Here is a 16225-nt window from a genome sequence, read left to right on the forward strand (position 1 = left end):
ATTGAAATACGTTGTTTATTGAAATACGTTGTTTTTGACCGCCAGATAACGCGACCCCTTTTTCACCAACAAGTGTTTCCAACCCTTGTGGTAGTAATTGCAGGTCTTTTTGGAAATGGGATAAACGAATTGCAGTTTCAATATCCTCTTCCGTCCCTTCCGGATGACCGAACAGAATATTTTCTCTGACAGTCCGTGAGAATAACACATGGTCTTGAGGAACATAGCCAATCCAATTCCGAACCTGGTCTTTTGTTTGATCTTCAATTGGAACGCCGGCTAATGAAATCGTTCCTTCTCCAGCTGGATATTCACGAAGTAACTGCTTAATCAACGTCGTTTTTCCGCTTCCCGTTTTCCCAACAATTCCAAGCGTTTGACCTTGCTCCAATTGCAAGTTGATGTCGCTTAAATTTACCGACGAAGACTGTGGATATTGGAATTTCACTTGGTTGAAACCGATGCGTCCAGGTTGATTGACTGTTACTGGATGAGACGCGTCTTTGACATCTTCTTCATAATCGAGCGTTTCTTGAACGCGATCAAGAGAAGCGTTCCCTCGCTGCATGACATTGATCAATTCCCCTATTGCAAACATTGGCCAAATAATCATCCCTAAATACACGTTGAATGATACTAAGTCCCCCAGTGTCATTTGCTGTTGTGAAACGAGATACGCACCGTACCCTATCCCGATCATGTAACTGACTCCGGTCAATACTTTCGTGATGGGATTGAACAATGCATCGATTTTTTCAACTTCCATGTTTTTCGAATACACATCTTCCGTCATATCAGCGAATTGTTTTTCTGATGCACGTTCTTGCACGTAYGCTCGAATCACTCGAACCCCCGCTACTGCTTCCAGTACGCCATCATTCATATCGCCAAAGGCATCTTGAGCCTTCATATATTTCTCGTGGATGCGCTTGCCGAGAATTTGCATGATGATCGCCAAGATAGGCAGTGGAAGAAGAGCTACTAATGTCAGTTTCCAACTAACGAGCATTCCCATCGTCACTAAAATCGTAAGCATATAAAGGGATGAGTCAATCAATGTTAAGATACCGAATCCTGCTGTTGTGGAGACTGCCTTTAAATCATTTGTCGCTCTCGCCATCAAATCCCCTGTACGGTTCTTCTCATAAAACGAAGGCGTCATGCGTAAAAACTGTTTCATCAAGCGGCTACGTAATTGTTTTTCAATAACATAGGCTCCGCCAAATAGTTGGTATTGCCACACAAAGTTACTTAAGTAATTGAGAACCGTTACACCAAGTAAAGCGAGTAAGAAAGTCATCAATAACTGTGATGTTAATGTTTGTTGATAAATGGCATCAATAGATTCGCCTAGAAGCCATGGTGGAACAACTTCGATTACATTCGTGACCATCAATAATGAAATGGCAATTGTGTATCGCTTCCAGTTTTCTGCGAAAAACCATTTAAGTTTAAATAATACGGAGAACATAAGATTTTCCTTCTTTCTTTTTCAGGTTGGGCTTACACTAGCCACCTTCTAGAGATTCCTTGATTAAAATTTGTTTCTGTAGCTGAATGTTCATCTTCAGCACTCCTTTTCATAGTTTTGTTTGCTTTCAACCTCAGACAGGTCATTCATGGTCTTTGGCATTTCTCTATTTGAAACAGCAGGGCTGTAACAACCAAAATTTGGTAGTAAAAAAACACAAAAAAGCACACGCCCTGTTTCCAGATGCGTGTGCGCATGAAAATAGGAACAGGTGTCCATACCTGTTCCTTGATTAATGTGAACTCAAAGAGAAATGACCGGTAGGTACGGACTAACTATGTAGTTTGTAGCAACTTCAACTCTGATCATCATGACACGTACCTCCTTTTCTCATAGTTATTTACTTATTAAGATTATCATGACATTTTTTGGATTGTCAATAGATTTAGAAAAAAATTATTATTCTGTTAACAACTTGCGTTTAGGCATATTTAGGTAGGGTATTTAAACGGGTATTGCTCGAACGTGGGTATGAAGGCTTTTCATTTAACTACTTTCTATTAAAAAATGGACCTCGGCGTTTCAGCCAAGGTCCTTGTATTCCGTATTACTTTTCAATTAATACTGCGCGCACGGGGCTTCCATCCGCTCCTTCTATTTTCAAAGGAAGTGCGATTAATTGATAAGTTGCTTCCTTGAGATCGTCCAGTATAAGTCCTTCAAGAATATAGCGACCTGCAGTTCCTAAAGCATGATGCATAGGTAAATCTTTGCTAGTAATCGCATCAACCGATGGTAAGTCGACTCCAAATAAAGACAATTCGTTCTCAACCATCCAATCCACAATATCCGCATCAAATGCTGGAATTGCTTCAGGGAATACATCTCTTTGCTGCCAGGCATTCGTTCGGAAAAGAACCGCTTTTGCTTCCCCAGTCACTTTACCTTTCAACAATTCTCTCGATATAACCTCACTTCCACTCACATCAATCACAATCGCGTCGACGATATAGTTTTCCAAAGGAAGTTCGTGAACTTTTTTTCCGTTTTCATCAAAGTGAAAAGGAGCATCGATATGGGTACCTATATGTGTACTCGTCGTAATTTGTCCGACATTTACCGAACCACTCTGTTCTTTTGTCCATTTGATATGAAATTGGAAGGGCGTATCACCCGGCCATTCTGCAACGTTCTGGTTCAACAACATCGAAATGTCATGTATTTTCATTTAAGCCACCACATTTCGTTCATTGGTGAACGTTTTGTATGTTTCTTCTACCATAATGGTTTTTAAGCGTTGGACCATTTCCCACACATCTTCAAAACTCGAATAAAAACTAATCGGCGCCAATCGAATAATATCTGGTGCTCTGAAATCGGGAACGACATTTGCTTCTTTCAATGCTCTACAAATCCGGGCAGCTTCTGGATGGGCAAGGGCAATATGTCCACCTCTTGATTCATCTGCAAAGGGCGTGACATCAACAAAGCCGAATGAACCTGCTTCCGCTTGAATCAACTCACGTAAATATTTTGTCAACGCAAGTGATTTCGAACGGACTGCGTCCATTCCCGCTTCTTCAAAAAGCTCCACACTTCCGCTTAAAGGCGCAGTGCTGAATAAATTCGGGGTCCCGATTTGATAAGCACCCGCTCCATTTGCTTTGGAGAATTCATGAGACATATCAAATTGCTTGGTCTTATCTGAACCGAACCAGCCCGCAAGACCAGGCAACTCGTGATGATGACGCTCATGAATATAAAGCCCACCAGTTCCCCCAGGACCATTATTCATGTATTTATAATGGCACCATATTGCAAAATCCACGTCATCATTATGTAAGTTATGAGGCACGGAGCCAATGGAATGTGCCAAATCAAAGCCTACCAAAATCCCTTTCGCATGGGCCATTTCAGTGATGCGACTCAAATCCAACAACTGGCCGCTTCGATACAACACAGAAGGTAACATTAAGATGGCTACATCTTCTGTTAACATTTCTTCAATTGCATCCAGCGTTAGTGTATAGCCGTCAGTACTTTTCACTTTTCGCATCGACACAGCAGGGTCAAGACCACGCAACCGCAAATGACTTTCCACCGCATAAATATCGGAAGGGAAATTCAGTTCGTCAACGACAATGACAGACTTTTCAGCTGTCGGATGGAACAAAGTAGCTAGCATTTGGTGAATATTTACGGTAATGGAGCCGGTCACCATCACTTCATTTCCTTGAGCACCGACAATTTTGGCGACACGTTCACTTAACTGCTCTGGATATGTAAACCATGGATTCTCACCTTCAGTCCAGCCATCAATCCCTTTTTCACGCCAGCTGGAAATTAGTTTATCCAAAGTTGCTTCAGAACGTTTTGACATAAGCCCCAACGAGTTCCCATCCATATATAATTGATTCTCTGGTAAGTAGAATTCTTTTTTAAAAGAACTCATCTTATCATGCTTATCCATTTCTATTGCATATTGCACAGTCGTATCCAAAGCCATCTCTCCCTTTTAACCAAATATAGCGAAGCTCAATGCACCTAATATTGCGGTGATAATCACGACAATCCAAGGTGGCAGTTTATAAAATACTAACAGAGTAAATGAAATTAACACAATGACAAAATCAATTGGGGCATGTACGGCACTTGTAAAGACCGGGTCATACAATGATGCCAGTAATATTCCTACTACGGCCGCGTTCACTCCTTTCAATGCCGCTTGAATTCTTGGTTTAGTACGAGTAACCGCCCAAAAAGGCAACGTTCCCATTACAAGTAGGAAGGAAGGTAAAAACATTGCAACCACGGCAATGGCAGCTCCGGAGAAGCTTCCCATGATTTGACCAAGATAGCCAGCCAGTGTAAACAATGGACCCGGTACCGCTTGAGCTGCACCATAACCCGCTATGAAAGCTTCCGAAGACATCCAACCGGCTGGTACTACTTCCCGTTCCAGCATTGGTAAAACAACATGCCCCCCGCCGAACACGATAGAACCAACACGATAGAAAATATCAAAGATCGCATACCAGGTAGCTTGTACAAATGGTCTAAAGATCGGCAATATAATGAGTAAAGCAAAGAATAGAATCCATGCGATAATTCCTGTCCTCTTACCGAATGACAATGGCATTTCGACCGTATCTGGTGCTTTTTCATTTTTGTAATACAGTACGCCAAACAAACCAGCTAGTACGATAATCAGAATCTGACCCAAAGCCGTCGGAATCAATAATGTTGCAGCTGCGGCAATCATTGCGACTGTCAATCTCGGTCGATCCGGTGTTAACGTTTTGCCCATCCCCATCAATGCATGTGCGACAACTGCAACAGCGACGATTTTCAAGCCTTGAATCCAACCACTTTCAAATGATCCCGTTTGCATAATAATCCATGCAAAGGCCATCAATATTAAAACCGAAGGAAGTGTAAAACCAATCCATGACAAAATACCACCGAGTAATCCTCCACGTAGCATACCGATTGATATCCCTACTTGTGAACTCGCGGGACCGGGCAGGAATTGACATAAGGCAACCAAATCAGCATACAGCTTATCGTCGAGCCATTTTCTCTTTTGCACGTATTCATCTCTAAAATAACCGATATGTGCTGCTGGACCTCCAAAGGAAGTTAACCCTAGTTTGGTTGAAGCGGACAAGATCTCAAGATAACGACCTCTCTTAGCTTTTCCCATAATTTATTCACTCCCCCATCATATAAGTCTCTTCTTTTAGGATACAAAAATATGGAAACCGTTGAAAGGGAAATTGCGTGTGGTAAGTAATATTTGTTTTTTAAACCTGAGTATTTTATTATTATAGGTATTAACTATTTTTTAGAAAACAGGAGGTGTACACTTTGTTCTCCCCCTCATTCGGGTCTGGAACAAAGGAATTCTTTGGACATAGCCATACGATTGACAGCATTTGCTGTCTTAATCGCCTTTACGGCATTCTTCGTGGCAAGTGAGTTTGCTATTGTAAAAGTGAGATCAACCCGCATTGATCAATTGGTTGCGGAAGGAAATAAACGTGCAGTTCACGCTAAACGCGTCATTTCAAATTTGGATGAATATTTATCTGCGTGTCAGTTGGGTATTACAATGACCGCGTTAGGTTTAGGTTTACTTGGAGAACCTACTGTCGAGCTATTATTGCATCCGCTATTTGAACGTTTCGAGCTAAGTGATAACACGTCAAATATCCTATCTTACGGAATTGCGTTCTCATTCGTTACATTTTTGCACGTAGTGGTCGGTGAATTGGCACCGAAAACGTTAGCCATTCAAAAAGCGGAGCAAGTTGCCTTGTTTACGGCAAAACCATTGATTTGGTTCTATCGCATCATGTATCCAATTATTAAATTCCTAAATGGTTCCGCTCGAACACTTACAGGCTTATTTGGATTAAAGCCTGCATCTGAATCAGAGCTGGCACATACAGAAGAAGAACTTCGTATAATTCTATCGGATAGCTTGAAAAGTGGTGAAATCAACCAATCGGAATATAAGTTTGTAAACAAGATTTTTGAATTTGACGATCGGATTGCCAAAGAAATTATGGCTCCCCGTACCGAGATGAGCACCATTGATAAAGATACGACCCTTCGCCAAGTGTTTGACCAGGTAAACGTCGAACAGTATACGCGATATCCAGTAACAGATGGCGACAAAGATCATGTAATCGGTTTGGTGAACATGAAGAATTTATTGACTGCTTATATTAAGGATTCGGAAAATATTAATCGACCGGTCATTGATTATATGCAACCAATCATTCGTGTCATTGAAACCATTCCAATTGGTGAGTTGTTATTGAAAATTCAACGTGAACGTATTCATATGGCAATATTGGTGGATGAATATGGCGGAACATCGGGTCTCGTAACAATCGAAGACATTCTTGAAGAAATTGTCGGTGATATTCGAGACGAGTTTGATAATGATGAATTGCCGGATGTTCAAAAATTAGGAGATCATCACTATATCCTTGATGCCAAAATTTTAATAGAAAACGTTAATGATATTTTGGGCATTGATATTGATGAAGAAGATATTGATACAATCGGTGGATGGTTCCTGACTAAACATTTTGAAGCTATTAAAGGTGAAAAAATAATTGAACAAGGATACGAATTCACGATTAAAGATATGGAAGGCCATCACATACTGTATCTTGAAGTCATTAAGTTAACTAAAGAAGAATTAGAAAATATGATTGAAGAACGATTAGAAAGAAACGACTCTCACTAAGAGAGTCGTTTTCTTATGTCTGAAAGTTTTGCAGGGGGGAAACAAATTKGAGCTATATACACAATTACGCGAAGGGGAAAAAGGTGCTTGGATAAGTATCGGTACCTATTTAGTTCTAAGCACTATAAAATTGACCATCGGATATATCGGTACTTCCGAAGCTTTAAAAGCAGATGGTCTCAATAATTCGACGGACATCGCTGCTTCAATTGCTGTATTGATTGGACTTCGAATATCACAAAAACCTCCGGATCATAATCATCATTATGGACATCTCCGTGCCGAAACAGTTGCATCCCTTGTCGCCTCTTTTATTATGGCTGCTGTCGGTTTGCAAGTATTAATAAATGCAGGAAAGAACATGCTTCACCCGATTCACGAAACACCTTCCATCTTAACAGCATTTGTTGCTGCTGGCAGTGCCATTGTGATGTATGTGGTTTATCGATACAATTTAAGGTTGGCTAATCGAATTAATAGCTCCGCGGTTCGAGCCGCAGCATATGATAACCGATCCGATGCCCTCGTTAGTATCGGGGCATCCATCGGGATATTAGCTGCTATATTTGGACTCCCTATCTTGGATTCAATTACAGCCATTTTAGTCGGATTACTGATCATGAAAACGGCATTCGATATCTTCAATGAGGCAGTACATACCTTGACTGACGGTTTTAACGAAGATGAGGTTGAAACTCTTTCAGTTCTCGTTCGAAAAGTACAGGGTGTCATCCATTTAGAGGACTTCAAAGGACGCATGCATGGGAATCTAATGTTTGTCGATTTAACCGTTACAGTTGATCCATCATTAAATGTTGTGGAGGGTCATCGAATCACGGAAGAGATTGAGAAAAAAATACATTTAGTAAAGCCATTTTGCATGGTTCTGGTTCATATTGAACCCCACGAGACAATCGATTAAAGAATTGAAGGATTGGGGTAAAACGAAGAAGTTTGATTTATTAACGATAAGAAAACGCTGAAAAAATCCTATCGAGTTTTCTTGAGAGGAAAAAAAACTAAATAATATCCGATATCGGATATCACTTAGTAATTAATTAGCACCGCATTTAGCGGTGCTTTTCTTCTAAAATCTAAAATGCACCATCCGAAGACAGTGCAAAATCACAATGTTTTGTTGTTATTGTCGGTCCACTGATACTTTTTCGCTTAAACCATCATCATCCCGTATGTCAAACTTCCCAATTTTTCCTGGTTCAGAAAGAATTGCCGTACCTTTTACTTCGTGTTGTGAAACTTCACCTGCATTATTCGTATATTCTACCTGAGCAGTAAAGTCATAATGCTTGGGTGTGTTTTTATTCTCACTTTTAGTTACTTGTATATCACTAACTTTCATTTCATACCGAATATTTTCGTCAAAGCCTATATATCCATAATGATAATAGAAAGCGGTACCTTTTGCGATAAGGGAATCATAAATATAATCCATAAAATAAGGTTCATACGTTTTTTTCACTAAGTCCTCATAGGCACGCCATTCATCTGAGACTCCAGACTCTTCAACTCCATTTACTTCATTAGTTTGAGGCATACTGCTGCCTATTTCGGTCATTTTTTTATCAATGTTTTTGACAATAAGCACATATTCTTCGTTCGGAACTGTGAATTCTGATTTAAGAACAGCCTGGACTGCTTCTTTATTTTTATCTTCTAATGAAACAACCACTTCTTTTTGCTGTTCAGGAATTTCTTCCGAACAGGCGGCAAACAGAAAACACGAGCTAATCAAGAATAAGATGCCTCCAATTTTTTTGATTTGTTTATTATAGATACTAATCCCCCCTGATGTTTTGTGTTACGTTAAAATTATTATCTTTTGTTAATTGTAATACGATATAAAAACTGAAAAGTTCCATTTTTCCATCTTTTACTTATTTACACAAACACTCCAGGCTCCCTTTTTATAAAATTAGTATTGCTATTCTCAAGTCAATTAACTGAAATAGAAAAAGCACCGCTTTTAGATACAAATCTTATGACAGATTTGCTACCAATTGCGGTGCTTTTAGTTATAAATTTTTATTGACATTTTGCGATTTTGTTCTTCATAACAGAACCCGTTAGTCTGCGACGCCTTTTTTTCTTGCCTATGGATTTTAGACTTTCACTTTCGATGAAATTTAATATGAACGATAAACATATGGTTCTTTGGGTTCTTTGGTATTTTCCCATTCTTCTACAAGCAACACTGGGATGGTGGATTTAAATGGTTGGTAATAGACTGAAGAGAGGGTTCCCTTGACATGGATCCATTGGTCATCTTCGATATTCATATTCTCAGGAAATTCAACTAACATTCCATATACACCCGAATCTGCAATACAATGAATAATACCAAATCGCAGGACGAAAAGCTGGTTTTTGTTCACAGTCTCCCCTTTAAATGTAAAACCATCAAATTCAATTGTCTTCCCAAGAAAATCCCCAGGATAATTATAGATTGTTTCCAACCCTTTAAGATAGTTTGTATCTTTAAGTATTACGCTGCTTTTGGATAGATATTTATTTTTTTCAATATCCATTAATTCATCGTAGCCTTCCTTGCCATAATAAATACTGGTATCAGGTTTCAAGTACTGAGTGACAGCATATTCATCGGTTGTTTCCATTGCCTTGAACGAAAATCCTTTCGATTTAACAATTGTAGAATCTAGAGTTGCAATCGGCAGAAAAAAGCCAGTTAGTAAAGGAAATATAAAAACCCCATAAATGAAACATCTCTGATAAAAAGGCTTCGTTTTTTCATGGCTATGATTTCCATCACAACAAGATTCATCAGGTTCATCTTTTGACTGTTTGATATCTGTATATGCTTGGACAATTGTTAAAATGGCGAAAATGAAAATTGCGCTATAGGAAAGATAGGAATACTTCATGTTAATGTATTTCGTAATATTTCCTGAAGCATGTAAATGTGCAAAGAAGAAAGTGAAAATGAGTAAAATATACGTCCTTACCAAGACTTTCCCTCCTTCATATCAATAGTGAACCGACTAAAACAAATAGGGCAATATAGCCAATTAAGATAAAGATAAAACGTTTATTGAAAACACTGAGCATCATAAGAGTATTTTTAATGTCTACCATTGGACCAAATACAAGAAATGCCACGATAGATCCGACTGAAAAAGTACTACTGAATGAAGAAGCAATAAATGCATCTGCTTCTGAACAAAGCGACATGACAAAAGCAAGAACCATCATGACAAGCGATGAAGTAATGTCGGTTTGACCGATGTCCAGCAATGTAGAAGTTTTCAAGTAGGTTTGCATTGTTGCTGCAATAAATGCGCCCAAAATTAAATACTTACCGACAGAAAAGAATTCATCCACTGCATGACGCAGCATATCCGCAAATTTGCTTTTAAACGACTGTCCCTTAGAATGATGATGATGATGAGTATTCATCTTCCCCTTTTCTAACAGTTGATTCCCTTTAAATTGATAGGACAAGATAATACCAACTGTCATTGCGACAATAAAAGCAAGTCCACTGCGGTATAACACCATGTCCCATTGATTTCCGAAAGCAATGTAAGTGGAAAATAAAACAATAGGATTGATGATAGGCCCGGTTAACATAAAAGCAATTCCTGCATGCAAAGGGACCCCTTTTAAGAGAAGTCTGCGAACAATCGGCACAATGCCACACTCACAGGCAGGAAAGAAGGCACCCAAAATAGTTGCATAGAGGACGGCCAAAAATCGATTCTTCGGGATAACTCGTGCAATCATTTCTTCCGATACAAACATTTGAAGGAATCCTGAAATAAAAACACCAATCAGCACAAAAGGTATGGATTCTATTAATATGCTGATAAAAATAGTATTTAATTGTAAAAATGATTGAGAAAACATATGAAAACCCCACTAACTAGAAAGCTTATATTTACAATACAAAATAGTATCATAGATTGTTCGTGTACATCATGAAACTTTAAACCGAGAATTTAAAAACAAAAATTTGTTCCTTTAAAGTAAAAGAATATCCTATCAATAATAATTCTAAGAGACGACTAGAAGTAGACGTAATCGGTGAAAATCGGTTTCAATAATATAACAATTACCAAAACTTACATATATAGTTTTCCCCCAGCATCTTACTAACTCCATTCTAAAATGTTCAAGTGCATGTAATATTTTTTATAAAAAAACCAAACCATATTACTTTTAATCCATAAAAAAACCGCCATATCGGCGGTTTTTTTTGAAGTCTTATTCAGAGTCTTGTTCATCTTGGATTTCATTCTCAACATCTTCATCGTCTCCATCACCACATGCCCCTAGTAAACCTACTGTCAGGAAAGAAGCAGCACCAATTTTCCACCATTTTTGACCGGCAATTGAATTCGTCATCATGTTAATTCCTCCAATTTTGTATGTTTTTTGTTCATTTAACTTACAAGTACGATACCCCTCCGTTACAGGAATATAAACATTGCTTTCATTTTTTTCGGAATTGAGTAAAATTTCTCACATATAGTATTGACATGATGAATATGATTTTGTTATGGTTACTTTATTAAATCGAAAGCAGGTGAGGTATTATGGCAAATTTAATTGAGAACGTAAAATTGCGAATTGGCATGTTCCAGGTATCTCATCACACGTATGCTTTCTAACAAGTAGAACGTTTCTTTTGTGATGTGTATGAACCGTGACTGCCTTTCGCAGCCACGGTTTTTTTTATTTCCCAAGAAAATGTAAATGGACTGAAGCGCATATGGCGCATTCCAATTTTCTTATACACAAATCAGGAGGAACACACATTGAAAATGATTAACACATTGAAAACAATTAAAAATTACGGATGGAACGAGTCTTTAGAAACGAAATGGCAAGACCAATCCTCGAATGAAAAGTTGCAAGCTTGCGTTATTGGACGCGTATTGCTTGAACATAAACATATGTACAGAGTGGTGACAGATGAAGGTGAATGGCTAGCTTCCCTTTCCGGCAGCTTAAAACACCAGGCACATGAACGCCGGGACTATCCGGCTGTCGGTGATTGGGTAGCGGTTGAAAACATGCCAGGTGAAGAAAAAGGTATCATTCGAAACATACTGCCACGAACTTCTATATTTTCACGAAAAGTAGCGGGTGGTACAACGGTAGAACAAATTGTAGCCGTTAACGTAGATATCGTCTTTCTCGTCATGTCTTTGAACATGGATTTCAACCTTCGTCGATTGGAACGATATTTGGTTGCAGCTTGGGACTCAGGCGCAAACCCTGTTATCGTTTTAACGAAAAAAGATGTCTGTGATGATCCACATTTTTATGTGGATCAAGCTGAATCGGTGGCATTTGGTGTACCGATACATGTCGTCAGCAGTGTTACCGGAGAAGGCATTGACGAACTTCAAGACTTATTGAAAGACGGCAAAACTGCTGCGTTGCTGGGCTCATCTGGTGTAGGGAAATCTTCTTTAACCAATGCACTATGCGGTGAGAATGTCATGGCCGTTCAGGACATTCGAGAAGATGATGATAAAGGCCGCCATACGACAACTCATCGAGAATTGTTCCGAATGCCTGGAGGCGGTCTGTTGATTGACACTCCTGGTATGCGTGAATTCCAAATGTGGGATAACAGTGAAAGTTTAGATACTGGCTTTAAGGACGTAGAGCAATTTGCGAGAACATGCCGCTTTACAGATTGCCAACATAATGGCCAACCTGGATGTGGTGTGCAGGAAGCGTTGAATAATGGCTCCCTGACACAAGAACGATATGCAAGCTATGAAAAACTAAAACGTGAGCTTGCTTACATGGAACGAAAAGCGGATGCTGCTGCCCAAAAAGCAGAGCGAGGGAAATGGAAACAAATTACGAAAGATATGCGGAAAAGACCTACTAAAAAAGGATAACAAAAATGGCCAACCTCTATTTCATGGGTTGGCTTTTTGTTTGATTAGGCATTTCTCTGTCTATATCTGTTTAATCGGCTCTTGAGCTGGTTTAATCGGCATCAATCGAGATTTAATCACCCAATAATTAACAACTAACTCCACTAATAGTACATCAACATACAACATTTAACTGATCAATCCTATACCAAAGCAAAAAGTTGAGAACCAACCATAACAGGTCGGTTCTCAACTTTTTAAATCAAACTTTGCGATTTCATTTCATTCCCGATCCGTGCGTACATTTTCAATTCCTCGATTAAGCCATCGACTTGTTCAGCCGCTTCTTTTACTAGACCATCTCGGTCATAATCAAATGTACTTGGATCAAGCACCAACTGGCGTGGAATTGCATTGGCATAAACGCCTCGCATCACTGTACGCATATTATTCAAGCAATTGATGCCACCTTTTCCTCCACCAGCGATAGCAAGTAAGCCGACTGGTTTATGTAGAAACTGTGTACTGCCCAGGAAGTCCAATGCATTTTTCAGCGCTCCACTCATGGCACTGTGATATTCAGGTGATAACAACAATACAGCATCAGCTTCTAGCACAGCTTGACGTAAAGATTTTACAACAGACTCATTTGCTTGCTCTTCTTCTCCAGTGTACATCGGCATTCCCATTACACTTAAATCCATTGTATGGAATCCATAAGTACGTTCAATAAATCGAGCTGCAATTGCGGTACGACCATGTTTACGTGGTCCTCCACTTATGACTAAAATTTTCATGTTCATTCTCTCCTTTTACAGTCCGCTCGGTTCAGTTAGTCCATGCTTTACTGCATAAAGTGCGGCTTGTGTGCGGTCTTGGACGTGTAGTTTTGAAAAAATATTGGATATGTGGGTTTTGACTGTTTTTTCCGTGACAAACAATGAGGAAGCGATCTCTCTATTGCTTTTCCCTTTTGTAAGCTCAGATAAAACATCCTGCTCTCGTGGAGTCAAAGGATATAATTTGTGCGGTGGATCAATTTGCGGTTCCCGGACCTTCATCAGTTCCGATGTGGCAAGCGGATGCAACGTATTTTCCCCACGCATCAGTTTGCGGATGGATTCCACTAAATCGTCAGGTTCAATATCTTTTAGTTGATAGCCTGCAGCTCCCGCTTCAATAGCAGGAATGACATGATCACGATCTGAAAAGCTCGTAAGCATCAGCACTTCTGTTTGCGGGTACTGTTCTTTGATCTTTTTCGTTGCTTGAATCCCATCCATTATTGGCATAACTAAATCCATTAATACAATATCGGGTCTGAGACTTGCTGTCAATTCAACAGCTTCCTTCCCATTGGTCGCTTCTCCCACCACATCCATGTCTTTTTGCGTTTTCAAGAAAAATAATAAACCGCGGCGAACAACATGATGATCATCCGCAATCAGCACTCGTATCATGCAGATCCCTCCTTAATATGGCAAACGGATTAACAGTTCCGTTCCTTTTTCAATTTCACTCACCCAATCTACGGATCCACCAGCAGCCTGGGCACGGTCGCGCATACTCTGTAAACCGATGGAAGGAATTCGTACATTTTTATCCATTTGAAATCCGCATCCTTCATCTTTCAAAACGAGTAACATATCGGAAGGTGTCACCGTGATGAATAATTCAGCTTCCTGCACACCTGAATGTTTACGGACATTATTTAATCCTTCTTGTGCTATACGGAACAAAGTTTCTTCTATGCGTGATGGCAAGTTAATAACCCCGGTTACATTCACTTTCAAGGACAAACCAAGCATTTCTGCATAGCCTTTTATCCCTTCAACCAAGCCGGTTTCAAGACCCTTTGGACGCAATTGCCAAATAAGTGCACGCATTTCTGTCAAAGCTTCCTGCGTTAAATGTTGAATTTCACGAAACGTTTCTTTTACCTCTGTCTGCTCCGCCATTTCGCTTCCACCTCGCGCAGTCAACGTAACGGAAAACAAAAGCTGGTTCACTGAATCGTGTAAATCACGGGCTAATCGGTTGCGCTCCTGAACTAATGCCATTTCCTGTTCTTGCTTCGTTAAGACGATTCGTTTGATGGCTGAACCCATTTGCAAGGCAACCGATTCGAGCAACGCTAATTCGTCATTCGTAAATCCAATCGTATGGGGGGATGCTACATTCAACAAACCAAATCTTTCCTGACCTGATTGAAGCGGAACGGTTGCGTGATGTGTAATGCCTCCGTGATCACCTAATTTTGCATCGATGGCATTCTCTATCCGCTGACATTCTATCATATTCGTCGCTTTCTTGAGTTCACCATTGCGATACTTGGAAACACACCAGCAGCCGCCTTTTTGAAGATGACGACAACTATCATGTTCCAGTGCATTTGGTAAATTTTCATGTGCAATTAATTGATGCCTTCCTTTTGTATCAATGAAGAATATCCATCCTGTTTCAAACTGTGTGCCAGCTAAAAATTTTCGTAATGCGCCCTGCAGCATCGTTGTCATTTCGGTTTCTTCATTTAATAACTCGGCAATCTCTTTCAGTAAACCGATATTTGAATGTCCATTTGATTGCATACAGTCGCCTCCGTCATACCATCATTGTAACTCTTATCATACCATTCGATTTCATGCATTCACATGAAGACAGATTCATACTTTTGACTGAAATGCTTACTCCTGAAGAGTTCTCCATAAGTAAAACGTGGCATAAGAGCGCCAACCAGCCCAATTTTCGGACCATCTTTCGATCTCTTCTAAAGTCGGTTTTTGCGATTCATTGTGCACTTTTTTCAATGCATTATGTAGACCGACATCAGCTATTGGAAAAGCATCCGGGTGCCTGAAACATCGCATGATGACATAGTTTGCCGACCATTTCCCGATACCTCGAATGGCTGTTAACCTGGCTTCCATTTCCGTTAATGACAACCCAACAAACTGTTCCTTTGTAAATTGTTTGGTTGCTATGAGCCCAGCAACACCCATGACATATTCTGCTTTTCGCTGCGTGAAGGAAAGGTTGCGCAAATCCTCAACTTGCAATGAAGCAATTCTCTCAGTTGAGGGGAACAACCAATACTTTTCATCTTTATATTCGATAGAATCACCATATGTTGTGACGAGCTTTTGTTTTAACGCATACGCAACGTGCAAACTTATTTGCTGCCCCATAATCGACCAACAAAGCGCTTCAAATAGATCTTCCACACCAACTATCCTGAGCCCTTTATAAGCCGCGACAACTCCAGCTAATATCGCATCATCTTCAGCTAATGTATAAAATGGGCGTAAATCACGAGATAAATCAAACCACACTTCTACGTATGCAGTCGCTGCGGTGATAGCCAGGTCACTAATCGTACTCAATTGTGGGAAAGCTATGACAAGTTCGTTATGGATGTAAGATACTTCGATTAATAAGATTTCATTATCAATTCGAATCGCTTTTACTACGGACTGCTTTTCGAAATCCACACGGTGCAATAGTTCTCTGTTATTGCGTCCTAAGTACAACAGCAAATCGTCCCAATTAATATCCTGTATAGATTTTCTCAATTCGTTATCTTGGTGTTTCCACATTCACTTTTTATCCCCCTTATCAACAAAA

Annotated in this window: 15 protein-coding genes; 3 read left to right on the forward strand and 12 right to left on the reverse strand. The window is 39.7% G+C overall.

The features are described from left to right. The 4 genes from AC1DSL_RS08855 to chrA form a co-directional block, all read right to left on the reverse strand. The coding region (locus AC1DSL_RS08855; RefSeq protein WP_477531926.1) for an ABC transporter ATP-binding protein at nucleotides 1-1471 on the reverse strand (1471 nt) is incomplete at its 3' end. A gap of 607 nt (nucleotides 1472-2078) precedes the next feature. Next, the gene (gene kynB / locus AC1DSL_RS08860; RefSeq protein ID WP_477531927.1) at nucleotides 2079-2699 is read right to left on the reverse strand and encodes an arylformamidase; all 621 of its coding nucleotides are present in this window, start codon (nucleotides 2697-2699) and stop codon (nucleotides 2079-2081) included. Then, nucleotides 2700-3977 carry a kynureninase gene (kynU, locus tag AC1DSL_RS08865; protein WP_477531928.1) on the reverse strand — a complete coding sequence of 426 codons (1278 nt, stop codon included), beginning with the start codon at nucleotides 3975-3977 and terminating at the stop codon, nucleotides 2700-2702. A gap of 9 nt (nucleotides 3978-3986) precedes the next feature. After that, nucleotides 3987-5174 carry a chromate efflux transporter gene (gene chrA, locus AC1DSL_RS08870; protein WP_477531929.1) on the reverse strand — a complete coding sequence of 396 codons (1188 nt, stop codon included), beginning with the start codon at nucleotides 5172-5174 and terminating at the stop codon, nucleotides 3987-3989. Nucleotides 5175-5378: 204 nt separating this feature from the next. On the opposite strand from chrA, the gene AC1DSL_RS08875 reads away from it, so the two are divergent. Both AC1DSL_RS08875 and AC1DSL_RS08880 read left to right on the forward strand, forming a co-directional pair. Further along, on the forward strand, nucleotides 5379-6731 hold the full coding sequence (locus AC1DSL_RS08875; protein ID WP_477531930.1) for a hemolysin family protein: 1353 nt from the start codon (nucleotides 5379-5381) through the stop codon (nucleotides 6729-6731). Between the two features lie 28 nt (nucleotides 6732-6759). Next, entirely contained in the window at nucleotides 6760-7653 is an 894-nt protein-coding gene (locus AC1DSL_RS08880) for a cation diffusion facilitator family transporter (protein ID WP_477531931.1), read from the forward strand. 219 nt (nucleotides 7654-7872) lie between these two features. On the opposite strand, the gene AC1DSL_RS08885 is transcribed toward AC1DSL_RS08880, so the two are convergent. The 4 genes from AC1DSL_RS08885 to AC1DSL_RS08900 form a co-directional block, all read right to left on the reverse strand. Beyond that, nucleotides 7873-8484, reverse strand: coding sequence for a hypothetical protein (locus tag AC1DSL_RS08885; RefSeq protein WP_477531932.1), 612 nt, complete (start codon nucleotides 8482-8484; stop codon nucleotides 7873-7875). A gap of 391 nt (nucleotides 8485-8875) precedes the next feature. After that, the gene (locus AC1DSL_RS08890) at nucleotides 8876-9715 is read right to left on the reverse strand and encodes a TIGR03943 family putative permease subunit (protein WP_342543049.1); all 840 of its coding nucleotides are present in this window, start codon (nucleotides 9713-9715) and stop codon (nucleotides 8876-8878) included. Between the two features lie 13 nt (nucleotides 9716-9728). After that, nucleotides 9729-10613, reverse strand: coding sequence for a permease (locus AC1DSL_RS08895; RefSeq protein ID WP_342543048.1), 885 nt, complete (start codon nucleotides 10611-10613; stop codon nucleotides 9729-9731). 357 nt (nucleotides 10614-10970) lie between these two features. Continuing rightward, a complete protein-coding gene (locus AC1DSL_RS08900; RefSeq protein WP_477531933.1) occupies nucleotides 10971-11114 on the reverse strand; it encodes a hypothetical protein in 144 nt (47 codons plus the stop codon). 416 nt (nucleotides 11115-11530) lie between these two features. Here AC1DSL_RS08900 and rsgA point away from each other — a divergent pair, with 416 nt between their 5' ends. Further along, nucleotides 11531-12625 (forward strand): ribosome small subunit-dependent GTPase A, encoded by a 1095-nt coding sequence (gene rsgA / locus AC1DSL_RS08905; protein WP_477531944.1) that lies wholly within the window; start codon nucleotides 11531-11533, stop codon nucleotides 12623-12625. Nucleotides 12626-12861: 236 nt separating this feature from the next. Here the strand turns inward: rsgA and AC1DSL_RS08910 are convergent, their stop codons facing one another. From AC1DSL_RS08910 to AC1DSL_RS08925, 4 genes are all read right to left on the reverse strand, one after another. Further along, complete coding sequence (locus AC1DSL_RS08910; protein WP_016429200.1) at nucleotides 12862-13401, reverse strand: NADPH-dependent FMN reductase; 540 nt, start codon at nucleotides 13399-13401, stop codon at nucleotides 12862-12864. A 15-nt stretch (nucleotides 13402-13416) separates the two neighbouring features. Beyond that, nucleotides 13417-14064 carry a response regulator gene (locus tag AC1DSL_RS08915; RefSeq protein ID WP_016429201.1) on the reverse strand — a complete coding sequence of 216 codons (648 nt, stop codon included), beginning with the start codon at nucleotides 14062-14064 and terminating at the stop codon, nucleotides 13417-13419. A gap of 12 nt (nucleotides 14065-14076) precedes the next feature. Continuing rightward, a complete protein-coding gene (locus AC1DSL_RS08920) occupies nucleotides 14077-15192 on the reverse strand; it encodes a GAF domain-containing sensor histidine kinase (protein ID WP_477531934.1) in 1116 nt (371 codons plus the stop codon). Between the two features lie 96 nt (nucleotides 15193-15288). After that, nucleotides 15289-16197, reverse strand: coding sequence for a DNA-3-methyladenine glycosylase family protein (locus tag AC1DSL_RS08925; protein WP_477531935.1), 909 nt, complete (start codon nucleotides 16195-16197; stop codon nucleotides 15289-15291). Between the last annotated feature and the right edge of the window lie 28 nt (nucleotides 16198-16225).

Source organism: Paenisporosarcina sp. P4_D4 (assembly GCF_056401835.1).

Bases quoted from the DNA above. Each gene is read 5' to 3' on its own strand.
- rsgA (WP_477531944.1), top strand. From the start codon at position 11,531: ATGATTAACACATTGAAAACAATTAAAAATTACGGATGGAACGAGTCT.
- AC1DSL_RS08900 (WP_477531933.1), bottom strand. From the start codon at position 11,114: ATGATGACGAATTCAATTGCCGGTCAAAAATGGTGGAAAATTGGTGCT.
- kynU (WP_477531928.1), bottom strand. From the start codon at position 3,977: ATGGCTTTGGATACGACTGTGCAATATGCAATAGAAATGGATAAGCAT.
- AC1DSL_RS08920 (WP_477531934.1), bottom strand. From the start codon at position 15,192: ATGCAATCAAATGGACATTCAAATATCGGTTTACTGAAAGAGATTGCC.
- AC1DSL_RS08895 (WP_342543048.1), bottom strand. From the start codon at position 10,613: ATGTTTTCTCAATCATTTTTACAATTAAATACTATTTTTATCAGCATA.
- AC1DSL_RS08925 (WP_477531935.1), bottom strand. From the start codon at position 16,197: ATGTGGAAACACCAAGATAACGAATTGAGAAAATCTATACAGGATATT.
- AC1DSL_RS08910 (WP_016429200.1), bottom strand. From the start codon at position 13,401: ATGAAAATTTTAGTCATAAGTGGAGGACCACGTAAACATGGTCGTACC.
- kynB (WP_477531927.1), bottom strand. From the start codon at position 2,699: ATGAAAATACATGACATTTCGATGTTGTTGAACCAGAACGTTGCAGAA.
- chrA (WP_477531929.1), bottom strand. From the start codon at position 5,174: ATGGGAAAAGCTAAGAGAGGTCGTTATCTTGAGATCTTGTCCGCTTCA.
- AC1DSL_RS08915 (WP_016429201.1), bottom strand. From the start codon at position 14,064: ATGATACGAGTGCTGATTGCGGATGATCATCATGTTGTTCGCCGCGGT.